The organism is Arthrobacter sp. JDC6 (assembly GCF_056484025.1).
In genome coordinates this window covers 693058-709536 of the sequence record NZ_CM151278.1, presented here as the reverse complement: position 1 = coordinate 709536, position 16479 = coordinate 693058, and the positions used below count along the sequence as shown (strand labels likewise).

At 68.0% G+C, this 16479-nt stretch carries 14 protein-coding genes; 4 read left to right on the top strand and 10 right to left on the bottom strand.

Annotated features, from left to right (window positions below; genetic code table 11):
• Nucleotides 1-25 precede the first annotated feature (25 nt).
• The gene (gene nboR / locus ACV095_RS03270; RefSeq protein ID WP_478222895.1) at nucleotides 26-676 is read left to right on the top strand and encodes a nicotine blue oxidoreductase; all 651 of its coding nucleotides are present in this window, start codon (nucleotides 26-28) and stop codon (nucleotides 674-676) included.
• 13 nt (nucleotides 677-689) lie between these two features.
• Here nboR and ACV095_RS03265 read toward each other — a convergent pair whose 3' ends face one another.
• From ACV095_RS03265 to ACV095_RS03225, 9 genes are all read right to left on the bottom strand, one after another.
• Complete coding sequence (locus ACV095_RS03265; RefSeq protein ID WP_478222894.1) at nucleotides 690-2246, bottom strand: HNH endonuclease signature motif containing protein; 1557 nt, start codon at nucleotides 2244-2246, stop codon at nucleotides 690-692.
• A gap of 49 nt (nucleotides 2247-2295) precedes the next feature.
• Complete coding sequence (locus ACV095_RS03260) at nucleotides 2296-2946, bottom strand: uracil-DNA glycosylase (protein ID WP_478222893.1); 651 nt, start codon at nucleotides 2944-2946, stop codon at nucleotides 2296-2298.
• On the bottom strand, nucleotides 2943-3683 hold the full coding sequence (locus ACV095_RS03255) for a HEAT repeat domain-containing protein (protein WP_478222892.1): 741 nt from the start codon (nucleotides 3681-3683) through the stop codon (nucleotides 2943-2945). Before ACV095_RS03255 ends, ACV095_RS03260 begins: the two co-directional genes overlap by 4 nt.
• Nucleotides 3684-3715: 32 nt before the next feature.
• Nucleotides 3716-4696, bottom strand: a complete 981-nt coding sequence (locus ACV095_RS03250) for an aldo/keto reductase (RefSeq protein ID WP_018769707.1) — start codon at nucleotides 4694-4696, stop codon at nucleotides 3716-3718.
• 98 nt (nucleotides 4697-4794) lie between these two features.
• The gene (locus ACV095_RS03245) at nucleotides 4795-7626 is read right to left on the bottom strand and encodes a molybdopterin-dependent oxidoreductase (RefSeq protein ID WP_478222891.1); all 2832 of its coding nucleotides are present in this window, start codon (nucleotides 7624-7626) and stop codon (nucleotides 4795-4797) included.
• A 2-nt stretch (nucleotides 7627-7628) separates the two neighbouring features.
• Nucleotides 7629-8564, bottom strand: a complete 936-nt coding sequence (locus tag ACV095_RS03240) for an FAD binding domain-containing protein (protein ID WP_478222890.1) — start codon at nucleotides 8562-8564, stop codon at nucleotides 7629-7631.
• A complete protein-coding gene (locus ACV095_RS03235; RefSeq protein ID WP_478222889.1) occupies nucleotides 8555-9772 on the bottom strand; it encodes an XdhC family protein in 1218 nt (405 codons plus the stop codon). Before ACV095_RS03235 ends, ACV095_RS03240 begins: the two co-directional genes overlap by 10 nt.
• Before the next feature lie 99 nt (nucleotides 9773-9871).
• A complete protein-coding gene (locus ACV095_RS03230; RefSeq protein ID WP_056391396.1) occupies nucleotides 9872-11413 on the bottom strand; it encodes an NCS2 family permease in 1542 nt (513 codons plus the stop codon).
• A 9-nt stretch (nucleotides 11414-11422) separates the two neighbouring features.
• Nucleotides 11423-11917: a nucleoside deaminase gene (locus tag ACV095_RS03225; protein ID WP_018769702.1), complete on the bottom strand. Its 495-nt coding sequence runs from the start codon at nucleotides 11915-11917 to the stop codon at nucleotides 11423-11425.
• 401 nt (nucleotides 11918-12318) lie between these two features.
• Between ACV095_RS03225 and ACV095_RS03220 the strand changes: the two genes are divergently transcribed.
• On the top strand, nucleotides 12319-13689 hold the full coding sequence (locus ACV095_RS03220; RefSeq protein WP_018769701.1) for an 8-oxoguanine deaminase: 1371 nt from the start codon (nucleotides 12319-12321) through the stop codon (nucleotides 13687-13689).
• Nucleotides 13690-13720: 31 nt separating this feature from the next.
• On the top strand, nucleotides 13721-14965 hold the full coding sequence (ligD, locus tag ACV095_RS03215) for a non-homologous end-joining DNA ligase (RefSeq protein ID WP_018769700.1): 1245 nt from the start codon (nucleotides 13721-13723) through the stop codon (nucleotides 14963-14965).
• 30 nt (nucleotides 14966-14995) lie between these two features.
• Here ligD and ACV095_RS03210 read toward each other — a convergent pair whose 3' ends face one another.
• The gene (locus ACV095_RS03210; protein ID WP_268001983.1) at nucleotides 14996-15166 is read right to left on the bottom strand and encodes a hypothetical protein; all 171 of its coding nucleotides are present in this window, start codon (nucleotides 15164-15166) and stop codon (nucleotides 14996-14998) included.
• 371 nt (nucleotides 15167-15537) lie between these two features.
• On the opposite strand from ACV095_RS03210, the gene pucL reads away from it, so the two are divergent.
• Nucleotides 15538-16446 carry a factor-independent urate hydroxylase gene (pucL, locus tag ACV095_RS03205; protein WP_018769698.1) on the top strand — a complete coding sequence of 303 codons (909 nt, stop codon included), beginning with the start codon at nucleotides 15538-15540 and terminating at the stop codon, nucleotides 16444-16446.
• Nucleotides 16447-16479: the final 33 nt, after the last annotated feature.

The window sequence follows — 16479 nt, the reverse complement described above, 5'->3', positions numbered from 1 at the left end:
GCCTCGGAAGCACTACAGTGCAGCTATGACGAGCATGGATGCCCGCGGAACGGAATCGGCTGGCCCCGGGGTGACGGGCATTGTGCTGGCAGCCGGAGGCGGGACACGGCTGGGTTTGGGCCCCAAGGCCCTGTTGCCGTATCGTGGTCGGCCACTGGTTGAGGCCATCGCAGGCAGGCTGCTCGACGGCGGTTGCCGGGAAGTGGTGGTGGTCCTGGGGGCTGGAGCAGCTGATGTTGAGGCTGCTGCCCGTTTGGACCAGTGCCGCGTGCTGACCAACGTGGAATGGCAGTCAGGCATGGGCAGTTCCTTCCTGCTCGGGAACCAGGCCGCGGCTCCGCAGGATCACCTGCTGGTTGCGCTGGTGGACCAGCCGGGCCTGACCTCCGAAACCGTGGAGCGGCTGCTGGACCGCCACCGCCCCGGACGGATTACCGCTGCCGCCTATCGCCGACGCGACGGCCCCGGCGAGGGCGGGGACGCTGAACTCCAGCGCGGCCATCCCCTGCTCATCGACGTGTCCCTGCGGGAAGCGGTGTGTGTAACAGTGAAGGGCGACGCCGGCGCACGCGGCTTCCTGCGGGCGCATCCGGAACTGGTGGATGAGGTGGATTGCAGCGACCAATCAACGGGTGAGGATGTGGATACCCCGGACCAGTTGGGGCTTCTCCGTTAGCAACCGAGGGTGGTCAGGCATGGGCGTGCAGGAACTTCTCAAGGGCATCCTCCCAGGGGGACGTGCCGTGGTGAACGATGTCGATGCTGCCCGGCCGTGGTCGTTCCGGCCACCTTGGTGGTTCCCAGTCCTGGTGTTCGCTTGTGTAGTGGCGGCCGGTGGGCGAGGTCCAGCCCGGTGGTTCGTTCGTGCTGGCCGGGGTGGGTTTCCAGGCGGTGGTGTGCCGGAGCCGGTGGTGTTTCGGGCAGGGCTGTCCCAGGTTGCTGATTCCGGTGGTGCCGCCGTGGTGCCAGGCGAGAAGATGGTCGGCCTCCGTGTCCAGGGAGGTGTTGCTGCAGCCCGGGAACGGGCATTTCCCGTCCCGCATCCGCAGCCAGGCCCGCATCGCCCTGGGAACCCGGTAACTCTTCCGGCCAATCTCCAACGGCGCCCCGTCCCGCGGGTCCACCAACACCCGGTAAAACGAGCCCGCCCCGTCCGCGACCAGTCGCCGCGCCATCGACGCCGGCACCGGACCATACCCGTCCAGCATCGCCGGCTCATCCGTCAAACCCATCAGCGCGAACACCGGAACCGTAACCAGCACCTCGGCGCGGACCGATGGCAAGTGTCCCGGCCCGGCGCCGTCAGTGCCACCGGCACCGGCGCCCGGCCCCGCAGCAGCCAGGACGCCGGCAGTGGCACTGGCAGTGGCACTGGCACTGGTGAGACTGGTGCTGCCGCCCCGGGTGTTGCCGCTGCCGAGGATGGCTGCGGCGAAACTGTCCGCGCGCAGCTGGGGCATGGTCCTGTCCTCGCCCGGCCCCTGCAAACTCCGCGCGGCAGCGGTGAGCCGGTTCCACCCAGACATGGCCTGGTCCGCGGGCAGGTACGCGCCCAGCCACGCCATCCCGTCCCGGTCCGGCCGGAACTCCACCCGCCGCTCCGCCACACCCCTGGCGTGCCGCTTCTCCATCGATTCGGCGTGGTGGCGTTCCCGCCAGGTCCGGGCCTTGACCCGGAACCGGTGCGCCGGCAGCTCCCCAACCGGGCAGCCGCGAGCCGGGTTAGGGGCGTCCGGGTCCGGTGTATCGGGTGGCAGGAAATGCGCCTCCAACGCCGCCGCCCCGGCCGCATCAAGGGACGCCGTTTCGTCGGCCAGCACCAGCGCGTGCTGCCATGACAGGGTCCCGGACTGCAACGCCTCCAAAGTCCGCGGCAAGCTGCTGGTCAGGGCGTGCGACGTGGCCAGGAACGACCCGGCGGCCCGCGGACCCAACGCCAGCACGCACCCGATCTCCGCCGCGACCGCCATCTCCTGCGCCACCACCGGCGCATCCGGGCCCGCCACAGCATGCGCAGCCTCCGCGTACCCCACCGCAGCCTTCGCCTTCACCCTCGCAACCCGCGCCTCCACCTCCCGGGCCCCTGCAAGAATCTCCAGGCAGCCATCGGCCAGACCGGCCAGCGGATCAGAAACCGCATCAGCATCCGCGAACGCCTCCAGACCCTCCCCATCCACCTCAGCCTGAAGCACAGCAAGGGCAGCACGGATCTCCTCGAACGCCCTCACCACCGCCGCTTTCCCCATAAACCCATCATGACAAGGGGGTCCGACATTCTGGCCGTGAAGAGTCAGGTCAATCCTGCAGCCTTCCCTCAAGCAACTCCTCAAGTCCCCGCTTGAAGCCGGACCGGCCGCCATGGGCAGGATGCCGGATCTTAGGGGCAGCCAGGCCGCTGCGCTGCAGGCTGTGCTGGGCCACATTTCCCACTGCCACGATGGAGCTGATCCCGAAGATCTCCGCGAGCTCCTGCCAGAAGGATGTTCCGAGCTTAGTTTCCGAGGGTTTTGGTGTGCGGTTGGACAAGGGCTTGCCGGGCTGGTGGGGGTGCCAGGGGAAAGCACTCCAGAGCAGCGGTACGAAGTCCACTTCTTCGAGGACTTGCCACAGCACCGTTGCAGTAGGTTCGGCGGCTATTCCCGCGGCGTCCGGCGGCAGCACATAGCCTTTGCCGGGGCCAAAGAGTCCAAACCTGTTGACGGGACCTTCGATGATGGTCCTGTTGGTGAAGGGCACGCCCGTGATCCGCATGCCCCTAAAGCCCGGGGCCTCCCCCACCAGCAGTACCCTGGTCCGCCGGTCCAGCATTTCCTGCAGGTAGATCTCAAGGTTGCGCCGGCGCAGCTCATTCGCCGGGACGGAACGGTTGAAGAAGTTGTTGCAGGCCGGCCCGGCCTCGACGGCGGCCAGCCGCTCAACGAAGGCTTGAATTGCTGGCGCTGTCATCCGCCGGAGTGGTCCAGGATCGCCGCAACGCGTTCCGCTGCCGGTGCGTCCGCGCGGGACAGCCGGGCTTTCCGAAGGTTTTTGCGCACGATCCAGCGGACATCCTTGTCCTGGCTGGCTGCCCACCGCTCCAGCCGCGCGAAGCCCAGGGCAGGGGAAGCGGCCGCGGCAACGCTCCAGCAATAGCCGAGCCCCTGGCGCAGCACGCGGAATTGATCCAGCTTCCGCGATTCCGGGCCGGTTCCTTCGACCGACGCCGTGATCCGGTCGAGGGTTTCCACTGCCTTGGCTGCATCTTCCGGTACGCGGAGCAGCCGTGGTTCGCAGACCCCGGCTGCAAGGGCACGTTGGACCAGGGGCTTCCCGTCCACCCATTCCCTGGCCAACGCCCACAGTGCCCGCATGTCCGCGTCTCCCAGCCGCTGCAGGGCCATGGCAACACCTTCACGAACCCGCCAGCGCCCGTCCTCCGCTAAGACCCTTAGTGTTTCCGCGGCGCGCTGGTCACCCGCGGCAAGCAGGCGGCCGAGGCCGACAGCTGCGCACATGGCAAGGTACTCGTCCGGACTGTCAACGAGCCGTCGGATGAGGCCGGGATCCGCCACGTCGGCGAACGCCGCAACCAGTTCAAGGTTGCCGCGCGGCCCCGGCAATCCTGACTCGGCTTGGAGGTACGCCTCCCATTGCGCCGACGGCAGCGCTTCCAGGACCGCCCGGTAGTCCGACGTCTTGGTCATCGTTCAACTCCCTGCCGCCCACAGGTGCTGCCTTACCAGCGGGGGTGGATGGCCTCACGGAAGTAGTGGTCGTAGATCCAGCGGACGCCGGCGTCGAACTCTTCGCTGATGCTGACCGTGGCCGCAGCGGCGTTCGCCCTGGCCTGATCCACGTTGCGCGCGCCGGGGATCACCGAGGTGACGCCGTCCTGCGCGGCAATCCAGGCAATGGCCGCCTGCGCGGTGGTGGCGCCCTCCGGCACCAGCTGTTCGAACTCCGCCACGGCCTTCAGGCCCAGTTCGTAGTCCACGCCGGAGAAAGTCTCGCCAACGTCGAACGCCTCGCCCTTGCGGTTGTAGTTCCGGTGGTCGTTCTCCGCGAAGGTGGTCTCTTTCGAGTACTTCCCGGACAGCAGGCCGGACGCCAGCGGCACGCGGGCGATGATGCCCACCCCCGCCGCTTTGGCGGCCGGAAGCACCTCGTCCAGCGGCTTGAGCCGGAAGGCGTTCAGGATGATCTGCACCGAGGCAGTTCCCTCGTGGCGGATGGCTTCGAGGGCCTCGTCCGTCCGCTCCACGCTGACGCCGTAGTTACGGATGGCGCCTTCGGCCACAAGGGTGTCCAGGGCGTCGTAGACCTCGTTGTTGCTGTAGACCGGGGTGGGCGGGCAATGCAGCTGGACCAGGTCCAGGGTGTCCATGCCCAGGTTTTTCCTTGAGCGGTCCACCCATTGGCGGAAATTGGCCAGCGTGTAGTTTTCCGGCCGCTGTTCCATCCGGCGGCCCATCTTGGTGGCCACCGTGACGCCGAGGCCCGGGTTGTCCGCCAGGAACTTCCCGATAGCCTGCTCACTCTTGCCGTCGCCATACACGTCTGCGGTGTCGAAGAGGGTGACCCCGGCCTCCACGGAGGCGGCGAGGATGGCCTGCGCCTGTGCCGGGTCCACGTTGCCCCAGTCCGCGCCGAGCTGCCAGGTGCCGAGCCCCACGATGGAGACGTTCCGTCCGGTCTTGCCTAAAATCCGCTGTTCCATCCCCTGACTATATGCAACGATGCAACCCGCAGTCAGGTTGCCCCGCTGCGAACACCTTTTGGGCCTTCCGCACGCACGGTGCGGGCAGGGCCCCGGGGTTATGACCGGGCGTGCTCGAGCTTGGGCACCAGCCCCGCCTCCTTCAGCCCCAGGTAGATGCGGTCCCGGGCAATTGGCAGCGACGCGAAGCGCACGCCCGTGGCGTTGCGGATGGCGTTGGCCAGCGCCGGCGCCACCGGGTTGAAGGGGCTTTCGCTCATCGACTTGGCCCCCAGCGGCCCCATCTTGTCGTTGGTGTCCGCGAAGTACACCTCGCTGCGCGGCACGTCCGCAAAAGTAGGGATGTGGTACTGCCGCAGGATGTCCGTGGTGACCTTTCCGGCGTCGTCCACCACCACCTCCTCGTAGAGCGTGGCGCCAAGGGCCTGGGCGATCCCACCTTCGATCTGGCCGCGGCACTGCCGCGGGTTGACCACCACGCCGGCGTCGGCCGCCTGCACGCTTTGCAGGATCTTCAGCTCGCCGGTGCCGCGGTTCACCGCCACCCGGAAGCCGTGCACATTGAATGCGACGGAGCGCGGAGTCCCGCCCCAGCGCCCCTCGGCGGCGAGTTCGACGCCGGCACTCTCCGCGGCCTGGGCCAGTTCAGACAGTGCCACGGGAGTCCCGTCGACCACCAGGACGTCGTCCTCAAGGACGCAGGCGGACGCCTGGGTCTGCCGGATGCCGGCGGCGAATGCACGGATCCGGACGGCCAGTTCCTCTGCTGCGGCGAGGGTGGCCTTGCCGGCCACTACGGTGCCGGCCGAGCCGAAGGCGCCGGTATCGTGCTCCACCAGGTCCGTGTCCGATTGCCGCACCGCCACCCTGGACGCTTCCGTGGAGAGGGCGGTAGCGGCAAGCTGGGCGTGCACCGTGGTGGTGCCGTTCCCGAACTCGGCGGTCCCGACGTCGGCCTGGTACGTTCCGTCCGGCAGGAGCCGGAGCCTTGAATGGGCAAAGTGGCCGCGCGGCGGCACGGTGTCGATCATGGACAGGGCCGTGCCTTCACCCACCATCCAGTCAGGCCCCAGGTCCTCAAGGCCGGCCTGCCGGTAGCGTTCGCGGCCGCGGTCCAGCGCGTCCCTGACCAGGTCCAGGCATTGGTCCAGCCCGTAGCTGCCGTAATGGACGTCCTCTTCCGGGTCCGGCTGGGTGGACAGCATGTGGTCCCCTTCCCGGACCATGTTCCGGCGGCGGAACTCGAACGGGTCCATGCCGATCCCGGCGGCGAGCTCATCCATGGCGGACTCGACGGCGAAGATCATCTGGCTCAGCCCGTACCCGCGGAAAGCTCCGGACGGCACGGTGTTGGTGTACACAGAATGCGCGTCCACCTTCTTGTTGGCGCAGTTGTAGACCGCCAGCGATTCGCCGCAGCCGTGGAACATGACGCCGGGGCCGTGGTTTCCGTAGGCGCCGGTGTTGGTCACCACGTCCAGCTCCAGGGCCGTCAGCTTCCCGTCCTTGCTGGCTCCGGCCTTCAGCTTGATGGTGAAGGGGTGCCGGGTGGTGGTGGCGGTGAACTGTTCGGTGCGGGTCAGTTCCAGCTGGACGGGCCGCCCGAGCTTGAGGGCCGCGAGCGCCACGAGGTCCTCGGTGAGCACTTCCTGCTTGCCGCCGAACCCGCCGCCCACGCGGCCGGCCACCACATGCACCTTGTCCTCTTCCAGGCCGAAGATCCGGCACAGGGTGCGGCGGACCAGGAAGGGGACCTGGCTGGAGGTGCGCACCTGCAGCCGTCCTTCAGCGTCCACCGAGGCGATGGCTGCATGGGTTTCCAGTGCCACGTGCTGGACCCGCTGGGTTTGGTAGGTCTTTTCGTGGATGAAGTCGGCGGCAGCGAAACCGTCGGCCACGCTGCCCAGCTCCGAGTGGAGCTCCGCCACCACGTTCCGATCAGGCCGGGCGATCCGGGAGCCTGCAGCATCCTTGCCACCGTGGACCAGCGGGGCGCCGGGCAGCAGTGCATCCTGCGGTGAGAGGACCGCCGGGAGTTCCTCATAGTCCACCCGGAGGGCACGGACGCCAGCTTCCGCGGCGCCCACCGATTCAGCCACGACGGCGGCCACCCGCTGCCCAATGAACCGGACCACGTCATCGAGCACCCGGGTGTCATCGGGGTCGTCCGTGAACAGCTCGTGTTGTGCGGTGGAGAACAGCTGTTCCGGGGCGTCTTCGGAGGTGAAGACGGCTACCACGCCGGGAACCCTCAGCGCCGCAGCCTTGTCGATGGACACCACCCGCGCGTGGGCATGGGGCGAACGGAGGATCTTCAGGTGCAGCAGCCCCTGCAGCTGCTCCGGCGGCACGTCCAGGGTGTACCGGGCAGCGCCCGTGACGACTGCGCGGCTGGCCGGCGCCGGGACGTCATCGCCCAGCCGGCCCGGCTCCGGATCCGGCTGCCCGTCCCCTGCGATGCCGGAGCCCGGCCCCTGGGGATCCGGGTGCCCGGCGTCCCCGCAGACGGCATCCGCGATGGCACGGTAGCCGGTGCACCGGCAGAGGTTGCCTTTGAGGTTCCGGGGCAGGTTCTCCTTCTGTTCATCTGTGAAGGTGGCGGCCGTCATCATCATGCCGGCCGTGCAGAAGCCGCACTGGAAGCCCTGGCGCTCCAGGAACTGCTGCTGCACCGGGTGGAGCTGCCCGTCGGGGCCGCCGGCACCCGCGAGCCCCTCGATAGTGGTGACGGCATGGCCCTCCGCCCGGACAGCCGGGTAGATGCAGCTGTGGACCGGGGTGCCGTCCACGTGCACCGTGCAGGCACCGCAGTCGCCGCCGTCACAGCCTTTCTTTACCCCAAGGTTTCCCTGCTCCCGCAGGAACGTGCGCAGGCACTGCCCGGGACGGGGTGCCGCGTCCGCGGAAATTCCGTTAATCTCGATGGCCATGCTCAGGCCCCTTTCGAAAGAGTTGTGGGCCCGGGCCCCGGCATCCCGCCGGTCCGGGGCGGCCAGAAGTCCCCGGACACAGCCAGTCCCGGCGTTCCCTGCGGCGCTGCCAGCTCGCCGCGGATTTCCTCGGCCAGCCGGTACGTCATGTCGCGGCGCCAGGCGGGCAGCCCGTGGATGTCGTCGTGGTAGAGCTCCGCCGGAATATGGTCATCAAGTCCGGCCGCCAGCCGGTCCGCGTCCGGCAGCGCGTCGAAGCGCAGCTGCACGGGCCGCTTGGTGGCGGCGGTGACGGTCAGCACCAGGGAGGTGCCGCCGTCGAGCCTTCCAATGAGCAGCACGCCGGACCGGCCCAGGTTGCTCAGGGACAGGCGGCGGAACGCCACGCGGGCGGAAAGGGCCGACGCCGGGAGGTGGACGCTGCGGAGCAGCTCACCGGGTGCCAGGGCGTTTTTCGCGTCGCCGGTGATGAAGTCCGCCACCGGAAGGGTGCAGCTGCCGCCATCCGGTGCGATGAGGGTGGCTGTGCCGTCCAGTCCGGCGCAAAGCGAAATGACGGGGCCGGCGGGCAGCGAGGTGCAGAGGTTGCCGCCCACGGTGGACATGTTCCACACCTTGAAGGAAGCCACGAAGGAGTCACAGCATGCCCGGACCAGGTCCAGCGCCGGCCAGCCGCGGTCCGACACGTCCGGAAGCCCGGGAAGGCTGTACAGCCCGGCGATGGTGCAGGTGGCGGCAAGCTCGATCCCGTCGTCGGTGACGGTGATCGGCGGCCAGCCTGCGGCGCCGAGGTCCAGGAGCCGTTTGAGCGGCTGGGGCCCGAAGGCGTAGCTGCCGTAGGAGAAAAGGACCGTCCCGCCGGCAAGCCAGGCGTCGCCGTCGCGCCATTCCGCGGGGTCGGTGGTGCGGACCACCGCCTCAATGGTGTTCATGTCCATGCGATCTCCTGCTTGTCAGAGTCTGTAGGCGCCGGCGTGGGCGCGGGGTGGGGGTGGATGGTGCCGGAGGTTTCGCGCAGCGGCAGGCAGCTGGCGGCGCGGTTGCGGGCTGCGATGATTTCCGCGGTGATGGACACCGCCACTTCGGCGGGGGTGGCGGCACCAAGGTCCAGCCCGATGGGTGAGTGCAGCTGGGCGATCCGCTCCGGCGGGACACCCGCGCTGAGGAGTTCGCCCACCCGCTGGAGGTGGCTCCGGCGGGAGCCCATGGCGCCAACGTAGGCGAGGTCCAGGGCCAGCGCGGCTTCCAGCAACGGGATGTCGAACTTCGGATCGTGGGTCAGGACGGCGGCCACGGTGCGGTGGTCCGTCCTGCCTGCAGCCGCTTCCGCCGCCAGGTACCGGTGCGGCCACTCGGCCACCACCTGGTCGGCGGCGGCAAAACGGGGCTGCCTGGCGAAGGCGGCCCGGGCATCAACCAGGGTCACGTGGTAGCCCAGCAGCTTCGCAGCCGGTACCAGTGCCGCGCCGAAGTCGTTGGCGCCGAACACCAGCATCCGCGGCGGGGCCAGCCGCGACTCCACGAGGACGGCGGACCCGTCCATAGGCTGCCCTGTCCGGTCTGACAGACAGTCCCCTGCCCCGGGAATACTGACCAGGCCGGTGCCACCGAGGCGCAGGATGGCCTCCACCTGCAGTGCCGCCTCCCCCTGGAGGAAGGACAGCTCCGGGGATGCGGCCACGCCGGCCGTGGCGGGGTGGTGCAGTACGACGGCGGCGCCTCCCGGGCTGCCCAGCAGCCGTACCAGGGCCATGGGTTGGTCCGGGCCGGGTTCGGCGAGTTGCAGCAGGGCAGTGCGCAGCGGATGGGCGGGTTCGCCCGGAACCGCGGCGGGCACCGGCTGGATGTGGATGTCCAGCCGTCCCCCGCAGGTGAGCCCGGCGGCGAAGGCGTCGGCGGCACTGAACCCGTAGGACTCAAGGCGCGGGCCGCCGTCGTCCATTGCCTCCTGGGCGAGCACCACCACGGCGCCTTCCACGCAGCCGCCGGAGAGGCTGCCCAGCACCTCGCCGGATTCGGTGACCAGCATGGATGTTCCCAGCGGCCGGGGCACGGAACCGGACGCCGCCACGATGGTGGCAACGGCGAACTGCCCGTCTGCAAGCCGGTGCAGCCACGGGCCCAGCGAAGGGATCAGGTCAAGCATGGCGGCACTCCTTCTTCCGCGCGGCGGTGGTGTCCATTGTCGGTCCTGGCAGGGGCCGGGCCAAGGGTTGGCCCGGCCCCCGGTGTGGCTGGCGCAAGCTCAGCCTCCGAGCAGGTGGTTGATCGGACCGCGGGCGAAGTACACCAGGAACCCGATGCTCACCACCCACATCAGCGGATGGATTTTCTTCGCCTTGCCTGACGCAGCCCCGATGACGGCCCAGCTCACGAAGCCAACACCGATGCCGTTGGCGATCGAGTAGGTCAGCGGCATGGTGACGATGGTCAGGAATGCCGGCAGGGCCACGGTGAACTTGGTGAACTTGATCTCCCGGATCTGCGCCATCATCATCGCCCCCACCACCACCAGGGCGGCGGCCGCGACCTCGAGCGGCACCACGCTGGTGAGCGGGGTGAGGAACATCGAGCCGAGGAACAGCACGCCGGTGACCACCGAGGCCAGGCCGGTCCGTGCCCCTTCGCCGATGCCGGCGGCGGAGTCGATGTACACGGTGTTGGAGGAACCGGAGGTTGCCCCGCCCGCCACGGCGCCGAAGCCTTCCACGATGAAGGCCGCTTTCAGCCGCGGGAACGTGCCGTCCTTGTGGGCGACGCCGGCGCTCCTGGCCAGGCCGGTCATGGTTCCCATGGCGTCGAAGAAGTTGGTGAACACCAGCGTGAACACCAGCATGGTGGCGGCCAGGCCGCCGATCCGGGCGAACGAGCCGAACAGGTCGAACTGCCCCACCAAACCGAGGTCCGGTGCCGAGACCAGCCGGCCGGACAGGACGGGGGTGTTCAGGTGCCAGCCGCCGGGGTTGGTGGCGCTGGCCGGGCCAAGCTTCAGGACGGCTTCCACGACGGCGGCCAGCACGGTGGTGCCGACGATGCCGATGAGCAGGCCGCCCTGGACCTTGCGCGCCACCAGGATCCCCATGGCAAGGAGGCCGATGACGAAGACGAGCGTGGGTACCGAGGTGATGGAGCCGCCGTCGCCCAGTTGGACCGGCGGACCGCCTGCCGTGGGCCGGACGAAGCCGGAGTCCACGAAGCCGATGAAGGCGATGAACAGGCCGATGCCCACGGTGATGGCGGCCTTCAGTTCCTTGGGCACTGCCCGGAAGATGGCGGTCCGGGCGCCGGTGACGCCGAAGAGGACGATCAGGATGCCGTTGATCACCACCAGGCCCATGGCCTCGGGCCAGGTGACTTCCTGGATCACCGAGACCGCCAGGAAGGAGTTGATGCCCAGGCCGGCGGCAAGTCCGAAGGGCAGGTTGGCGATGAGGCCAAAGAGGATGGTCATGACGCCGGCGGTGAGGCCGGTGACGGCACCCACCTGGGCTGCGGATAGCCAGCCCCCGGCGACGTCGGTGGGGGCGTTGTCCGCGCTGAACCCGCCGAGGATGAGGGGGTTCAGGATGACGATGTACGCCATGGTGAAGAAGGTGACCAGGCCCCCGCGGAATTCGCGGGCAAGGGTTGAGCCGCGCCGGGTGACCTGGAAGAAGCGGTCCAGGAAGGATTCCGGGGCCGGCGGCAGCGGGACGTGCGGTCCCTGTGCCGAAGTGCGCGGCGCCCGCCGGGAGGTGCTGGTGGTTGGAGCCGGATGCTCCTCGTGGGAATGGTCCAGGATGGTCATCCCAGCCGCCTAGTAGTCGATCCTGGATTCGAGCGTGTTCCAGGTGTTGAACGGCTCCAGTGGTGCCGGGGCCTGGGGATCGCCCAGCTCCAGTTTGGATACCGGCATCAGGGAGTCCCTGTCCTGGTTTTCGAAGTATTCGTAGAAGACGGCGTCGTCAAAGCCGACGGAGGCGGCGTCGTGGCGGTCCGCGGCGTAGACCACGCGGCCCACCCGGGCCCAAAGTGCGGACGCCAGGCACATGGGGCATGGCTCGCAGCTGGTGTACAGGACTGCGCCGCTGAGGTCGAAGGTGCCCAGTTCGCGGCAGGCGGTGCGGATGGCGGTGACTTCGGCGTGGGCGGTGGGATCGTTGTCCGCTGTGACACGGTTGACGCCGTCGAACGTTTGGCCGTCCGCCGTGACGATCATGGCGCCGAACGGGCCTCCGCTGTTAAGGACGTTGGCCGTTGCCAGCCGGATGGAGCGGGCCAGAAATTGTTCGGCCGTGACGGTGGTACTCATGATGCGACTTCCTTTTGCCGGGAAGCTTGATGCCGTGCAGTACCAGTAGAACCAGGTGCGAACGGTTACCAGGCTTCAGCATGTGCTGTGAAGGTTAAGTTGCGCCTGGTAGATAGCTTCCCCGAGGAGGGGCGCCCGCCTTTGGCAGAATCGAGATTAGCACCGCTTTGTGGGCTGCGCCATAGTTTTCTGGAAATTTAATTTCGCAATGTGAAATCCATGTTTCGACGCCTTCACGTCGGATGCCGCCACGCAGTCACAATCACTTCCATTGACGCAGGTGGAGGCGTTTTCCTAGTCTGATCCCACCCGTCCTGCTCGCAGGTGGCGGGCACCTGGATCAGCAGACAGGGCCTCACTGAGCTGGAACAACTGCCACTGCGCCCAGAACAGGACATCCCATGCCCCAGCCCCATCCAGCGCCCGCCTCCCGCCTGTGGATCCGGAGCCCCCTGGCCGCCTTCACCGCCAACACTCTTGACGCCTCGGGTGGCGTGGTGGTCAACGGCGGAGTGATTGAAGAAGTCCTGGCAGCGGGGCAGAAGCCGGCCGCGCCCTGCACCGAAACGTTCGACGCCGGCAGCCACGTCCTGCTGCCGGGCCTGGTCAACACGCACCACCACTTCTACCAAACCCTCACCCGGGCCTGGGGTCCGGTGGCCAACGCCCCGCTGTTCCCGTGGCTGCAGAACCTTTATCCGGTGTGGGCCCGGCTGACGCCGAAAGACCTGGAACTGGCCACCACGGTGGCCCTTGCCGAACTGCTGCTCTCGGGCTGCACCACCGCTGCCGACCACCACTACCTTTTTCCCGCGGGCCTTGAGGACGCCATTGACATTGAAGTGGAGGCGGTGCGCCGGCTGGGCATGCGGGCCACCCTCACCCGCGGGTCCATGACGCTGGGAACGGACGACGGCGGCCTGCCGCCGCAGTCCACCGTGCAGGCCCCGGAAGTGGTGCTGGCGGACAGCGAGCGCCTGGTGGGCCGGTACCACGAGCGCGGCGATGACGCGGTGATCCAGATTGCGCTGGCGCCGTGCTCCCCGTTCTCGGTAACCAAGGAGATCATGGCCGAAAGCGCGGCCCTCGCCGGGCGGCTGGACGTCCGGCTGCACACCCACCTGGCAGAAACCCTCGACGAGGAGGACTTCTGCCGGGAGATGTTCGGGCTGCGGACGGTGGACTACCTGGACAGCGTCGGCTGGTTGACGGACCGCACCTGGCTGGGCCACGGCATCCATTTCAGCGACGCGGAGATCGCCCGGCTGGGTGCCGCGGGGACCGCGGTGGCGCATTGCCCCACCTCCAATATGCGTCTGGCGTCAGGCACCGCCCGGGTCCTGGAACTGGAAGACGCCGGGGTTCCGGTGGGGCTGGGCGTTGACGGTTCGGCATCCAATGACGCCTCCAACATGATCCTGGAAGCGCGGCAGGCCCTCTACCTCCAGCGGCTGCGGTACGGGGCCGATGTACCGGTGGAACGGGCCCTGGGCTGGGCCACCCGCGGATCCGCCGCGGTCCTGGGCAGAACCGGACTGGGCCAGCTGGCACCCGGGATGCAGGCGGACCTGGCACTCTTCCGGCTCGATGACCTGCGTTTCTCCGGCAGCCACGATCCCGTGGCCGCCCTCCTCCTGTGCGCCGCGGACCGGGCGGACCGGGTGATGGTCGGCGGGCAGTGGCGTGTGGTGGACGGCCAGGTTCCGGGATTGGACGTGGCGGGGCTCATCGCGGAGCACTCCGCCGCGGCACGGCGCCTGATAAACGGCTGACAGGGATACTGGCCGCTGCTACCGTGGCGGCATGACTCCGTCAAAGACGCCGGCCGAAGTCCTGGATATCGAGGGTGTTGAGGTCCGGATCTCCAGCCCGGACAAGGTGGTATTCCCCCAGCCGGGGCTGACCAAGCTTGACCTGGTGCGCTATTACCTGGCTGTGGCGGACGGAGCGCTGCGGGGTGCGGGAGGGCGGCCGATGGTGCTCAAGCGGTTTCCCAAGGGGATCGACGCGGAGCCGTTCTTCCAGAAGCGCGTCCCGGAAAACCACCCGCCCTTTATTGACACCACCACGCTGCATTACGCGTCCGGGACCTCGGCGGAGGAGGCAGTGATCCGCGATGCGGCCGGCCTGGCCTGGGTGATCAATCTCGGCTGCCTTGACCTGAACCCGCACCCGGTCCGGGCAGAGGACCTGGAACACCCGGACGAACTCCGCGTGGACCTTGACCCCATGCCGGGAGTGGACTGGCCGCAGATCGTGGACGTGGCCTACGTGGCGCAGGAGGTCCTGGCGGACGTGGGCCTGGAGGGGTGGCCGAAGACCAGCGGTTCGCGGGGGCTGCACATCCTGGTGCGCATTGCCCCGGAGTGGTCCTACCGCGATGTCCGGCTCGCTGCGGAAACCCTGGCCCGGGAGGTGGAAAACCGCGCTCCCGGACTCGCCACGGCACGGTGGTGGAAGGAGGAGCGCGGCGAGAGCGTGTTCGTGGACTTCAACCAGAACGCCAAGGACCGCACCGTGGCCTCCGCCTATTCAGTCAGGCCGCTGCCCGATGCCCGGGTCTCGGCGCCGCTTACCTGGGAAGAGGTGCGCACCGCCAGGCCGGAACAGTTCACGGTGCCCACCGTCCTGGAGCGGTTCGCCGAGATCGGCGATCCGCATGCGGGTATTGACGGCGCGGTGGGCAGGCTCGATGGACTCCTGGCCCTTGCCGAAAAACTGGGTCCCGCAGAGAAGGCACCGCGCGGCGGCAACGGATCCGGACGCCGGCAGTCGGTGATGCCGCTCATCGAAGTGGCCCGGACCAGGACCAAGCCCGAGGCGCTCGCCGCGCTCGATGAATGGAGGTCCCGGCACGCCGGAGTCGTGGCGGCCCTTCAGCCCGCCGATGTCCTTGTGGACGGGATGCGTGGATCCAGCTCGCTCTGGTACCGGGTGCGGGTAAACCTGCAGCATGTACCCGAGGCGGACCGGCCGCCCCAGGAGGAGCTCGTCGCGGACTACGACCCCTGGGCGGGCAAGCAGTGGCCCGGAGGCCCCGGCTCCTGACGCCCGGCCAGGGGTCAGCGGCGGCCGGGGTCAGCGGCGCCCGAACACCGGAAGGGCGCGGAGCCAGCGTGAAATGCCTCCGGACCGCCGCTCGTGGTCGGCCGGAATGTAGAAGTCGGGATCACTGGCTCCGAAGGGCAGGTACAACTCCTGGCCCGGCGCCGGGAATTCCACAACCTGGTTCTGTTCCTGGGGGTTCATCTGCTCCTCCTGTTCCTATAGCGTTTCCGTATCTCGGAATTTATTTATTGCTATATGAAAAGTGTAGGTAGTGGAGCAGCTTGCCGTCAACGGTGCCGTCAATGGCGCTCCGGGGCCGGCTGGGCATACGGCAGTCATAAAATGATTTTTGGCCTTGTGATGTACACCACCGGTTTGCGGAGGTACGCTGTTAGGCAACTCGTGGCGCACGTCACGTAACCTGGGAGCAGCAGGCAGGGTCGTAATGAGCTGGCATCAACGGATGCCGGCTCTTTTTTGTTGGGTCGGCTCCATCGGAAACGCGCATGAAATGCGCGCTTAATTTCAGTGATGGAACCTAGGTTCCACTTACCGGAAGTTGGGAAAAGACCATGAGCAGCAAGATCATCCTCGGCGAAAACCAGTACGGCAAGGCAGAAGTGCGCGTCGTCAAGATCACCCGCGACACCAACCGCCACGAGATCGAGGACCTGAACGTCACCTCGCAGCTGCGGGGCGACTTTGCCGCGGCCCACCTTGAGGGCGACAACGCCCACGTGGTGGCCACGGACACCCAGAAAAACACCATCTACGCTTTCGCCCGTGAGGGCATCGGCTCGCCGGAAGCGTTCCTGCTGCGCCTCGGCGAGCACTTCACGTCCAGCTTCGACTGGGTCACCGGGGGCCGCTGGGAAGCCGAGTCCTACGCATGGAACCGGATCCAGGCCCACGGCAGCGAACACGACCACTCGTTCGTCCGCAACGGCCAGGAAGTCCGGACCGCCGTCCTGGTCCGTGACGGGGCCACCAGCCACCTGATTTCCGGGCTGAAGGACCTCACCGTCCTCAAGTCCACCCAGTCCGGCTTTGTCGGCTACCCCCGGGACCGCTACACCACGCTTCCCGAGACCACCGACCGCATCCTTGCAACGGACGTTTCGGCCCGCTGGCGCTTCAAGACCGGCACCGATTTCAGCGCGCTGGACTTCAACAAGAGCTACGACGACGTCAAGGGCCTCCTGCTCGAAGGCTTCACGGAAAAGTACTCCCATGCACTGCAGCAGACCCTGTTCGACATGGGCGCCAAGGTCCTGGAGGCGCACAGCGAAATCGACGAGATCAAGTTCTCCATGCCCAACAAGCACCACTTCCTGGTGGACCTTTCCCCATTCGGTCTGGACAACCCCAATGAGGTCTTCTACGCGGCCGACCGCCCGTACGGCCTGATCGAGGCCACCGTCCAGCGCGAGGACGCTGCGGCGGCCCCGGCCGCCTGGTCGGGTATCGCCGGCTTCTGCTAAAGCACGACAACAGGTTTCGACGGGCCCAACCAC

Excerpts from the sequence above, each read along its gene's own strand:
- nboR (WP_478222895.1), top strand. The coding sequence starts at position 26 with ATGACGAGCATGGATGCCCGCGGAACGGAATCGGCTGGCCCCGGGGTG.
- ACV095_RS03265 (WP_478222894.1), bottom strand. The coding sequence starts at position 2,246 with ATGGGGAAAGCGGCGGTGGTGAGGGCGTTCGAGGAGATCCGTGCTGCC.
- ACV095_RS03260 (WP_478222893.1), bottom strand. The coding sequence starts at position 2,946 with ATGACAGCGCCAGCAATTCAAGCCTTCGTTGAGCGGCTGGCCGCCGTC.
- ACV095_RS03255 (WP_478222892.1), bottom strand. The coding sequence starts at position 3,683 with ATGACCAAGACGTCGGACTACCGGGCGGTCCTGGAAGCGCTGCCGTCG.
- ACV095_RS03250 (WP_018769707.1), bottom strand. The coding sequence starts at position 4,696 with ATGGAACAGCGGATTTTAGGCAAGACCGGACGGAACGTCTCCATCGTG.
- ACV095_RS03245 (WP_478222891.1), bottom strand. The coding sequence starts at position 7,626 with ATGGCCATCGAGATTAACGGAATTTCCGCGGACGCGGCACCCCGTCCC.
- ACV095_RS03240 (WP_478222890.1), bottom strand. The coding sequence starts at position 8,564 with ATGGACATGAACACCATTGAGGCGGTGGTCCGCACCACCGACCCCGCG.
- ACV095_RS03235 (WP_478222889.1), bottom strand. The coding sequence starts at position 9,772 with ATGCTTGACCTGATCCCTTCGCTGGGCCCGTGGCTGCACCGGCTTGCA.
- ACV095_RS03230 (WP_056391396.1), bottom strand. The coding sequence starts at position 11,413 with ATGACCATCCTGGACCATTCCCACGAGGAGCATCCGGCTCCAACCACC.
- ACV095_RS03225 (WP_018769702.1), bottom strand. The coding sequence starts at position 11,917 with ATGAGTACCACCGTCACGGCCGAACAATTTCTGGCCCGCTCCATCCGG.
- ACV095_RS03220 (WP_018769701.1), top strand. The coding sequence starts at position 12,319 with ATGCCCCAGCCCCATCCAGCGCCCGCCTCCCGCCTGTGGATCCGGAGC.
- ligD (WP_018769700.1), top strand. The coding sequence starts at position 13,721 with ATGACTCCGTCAAAGACGCCGGCCGAAGTCCTGGATATCGAGGGTGTT.
- ACV095_RS03210 (WP_268001983.1), bottom strand. The coding sequence starts at position 15,166 with ATGAACCCCCAGGAACAGAACCAGGTTGTGGAATTCCCGGCGCCGGGC.
- pucL (WP_018769698.1), top strand. The coding sequence starts at position 15,538 with ATGAGCAGCAAGATCATCCTCGGCGAAAACCAGTACGGCAAGGCAGAA.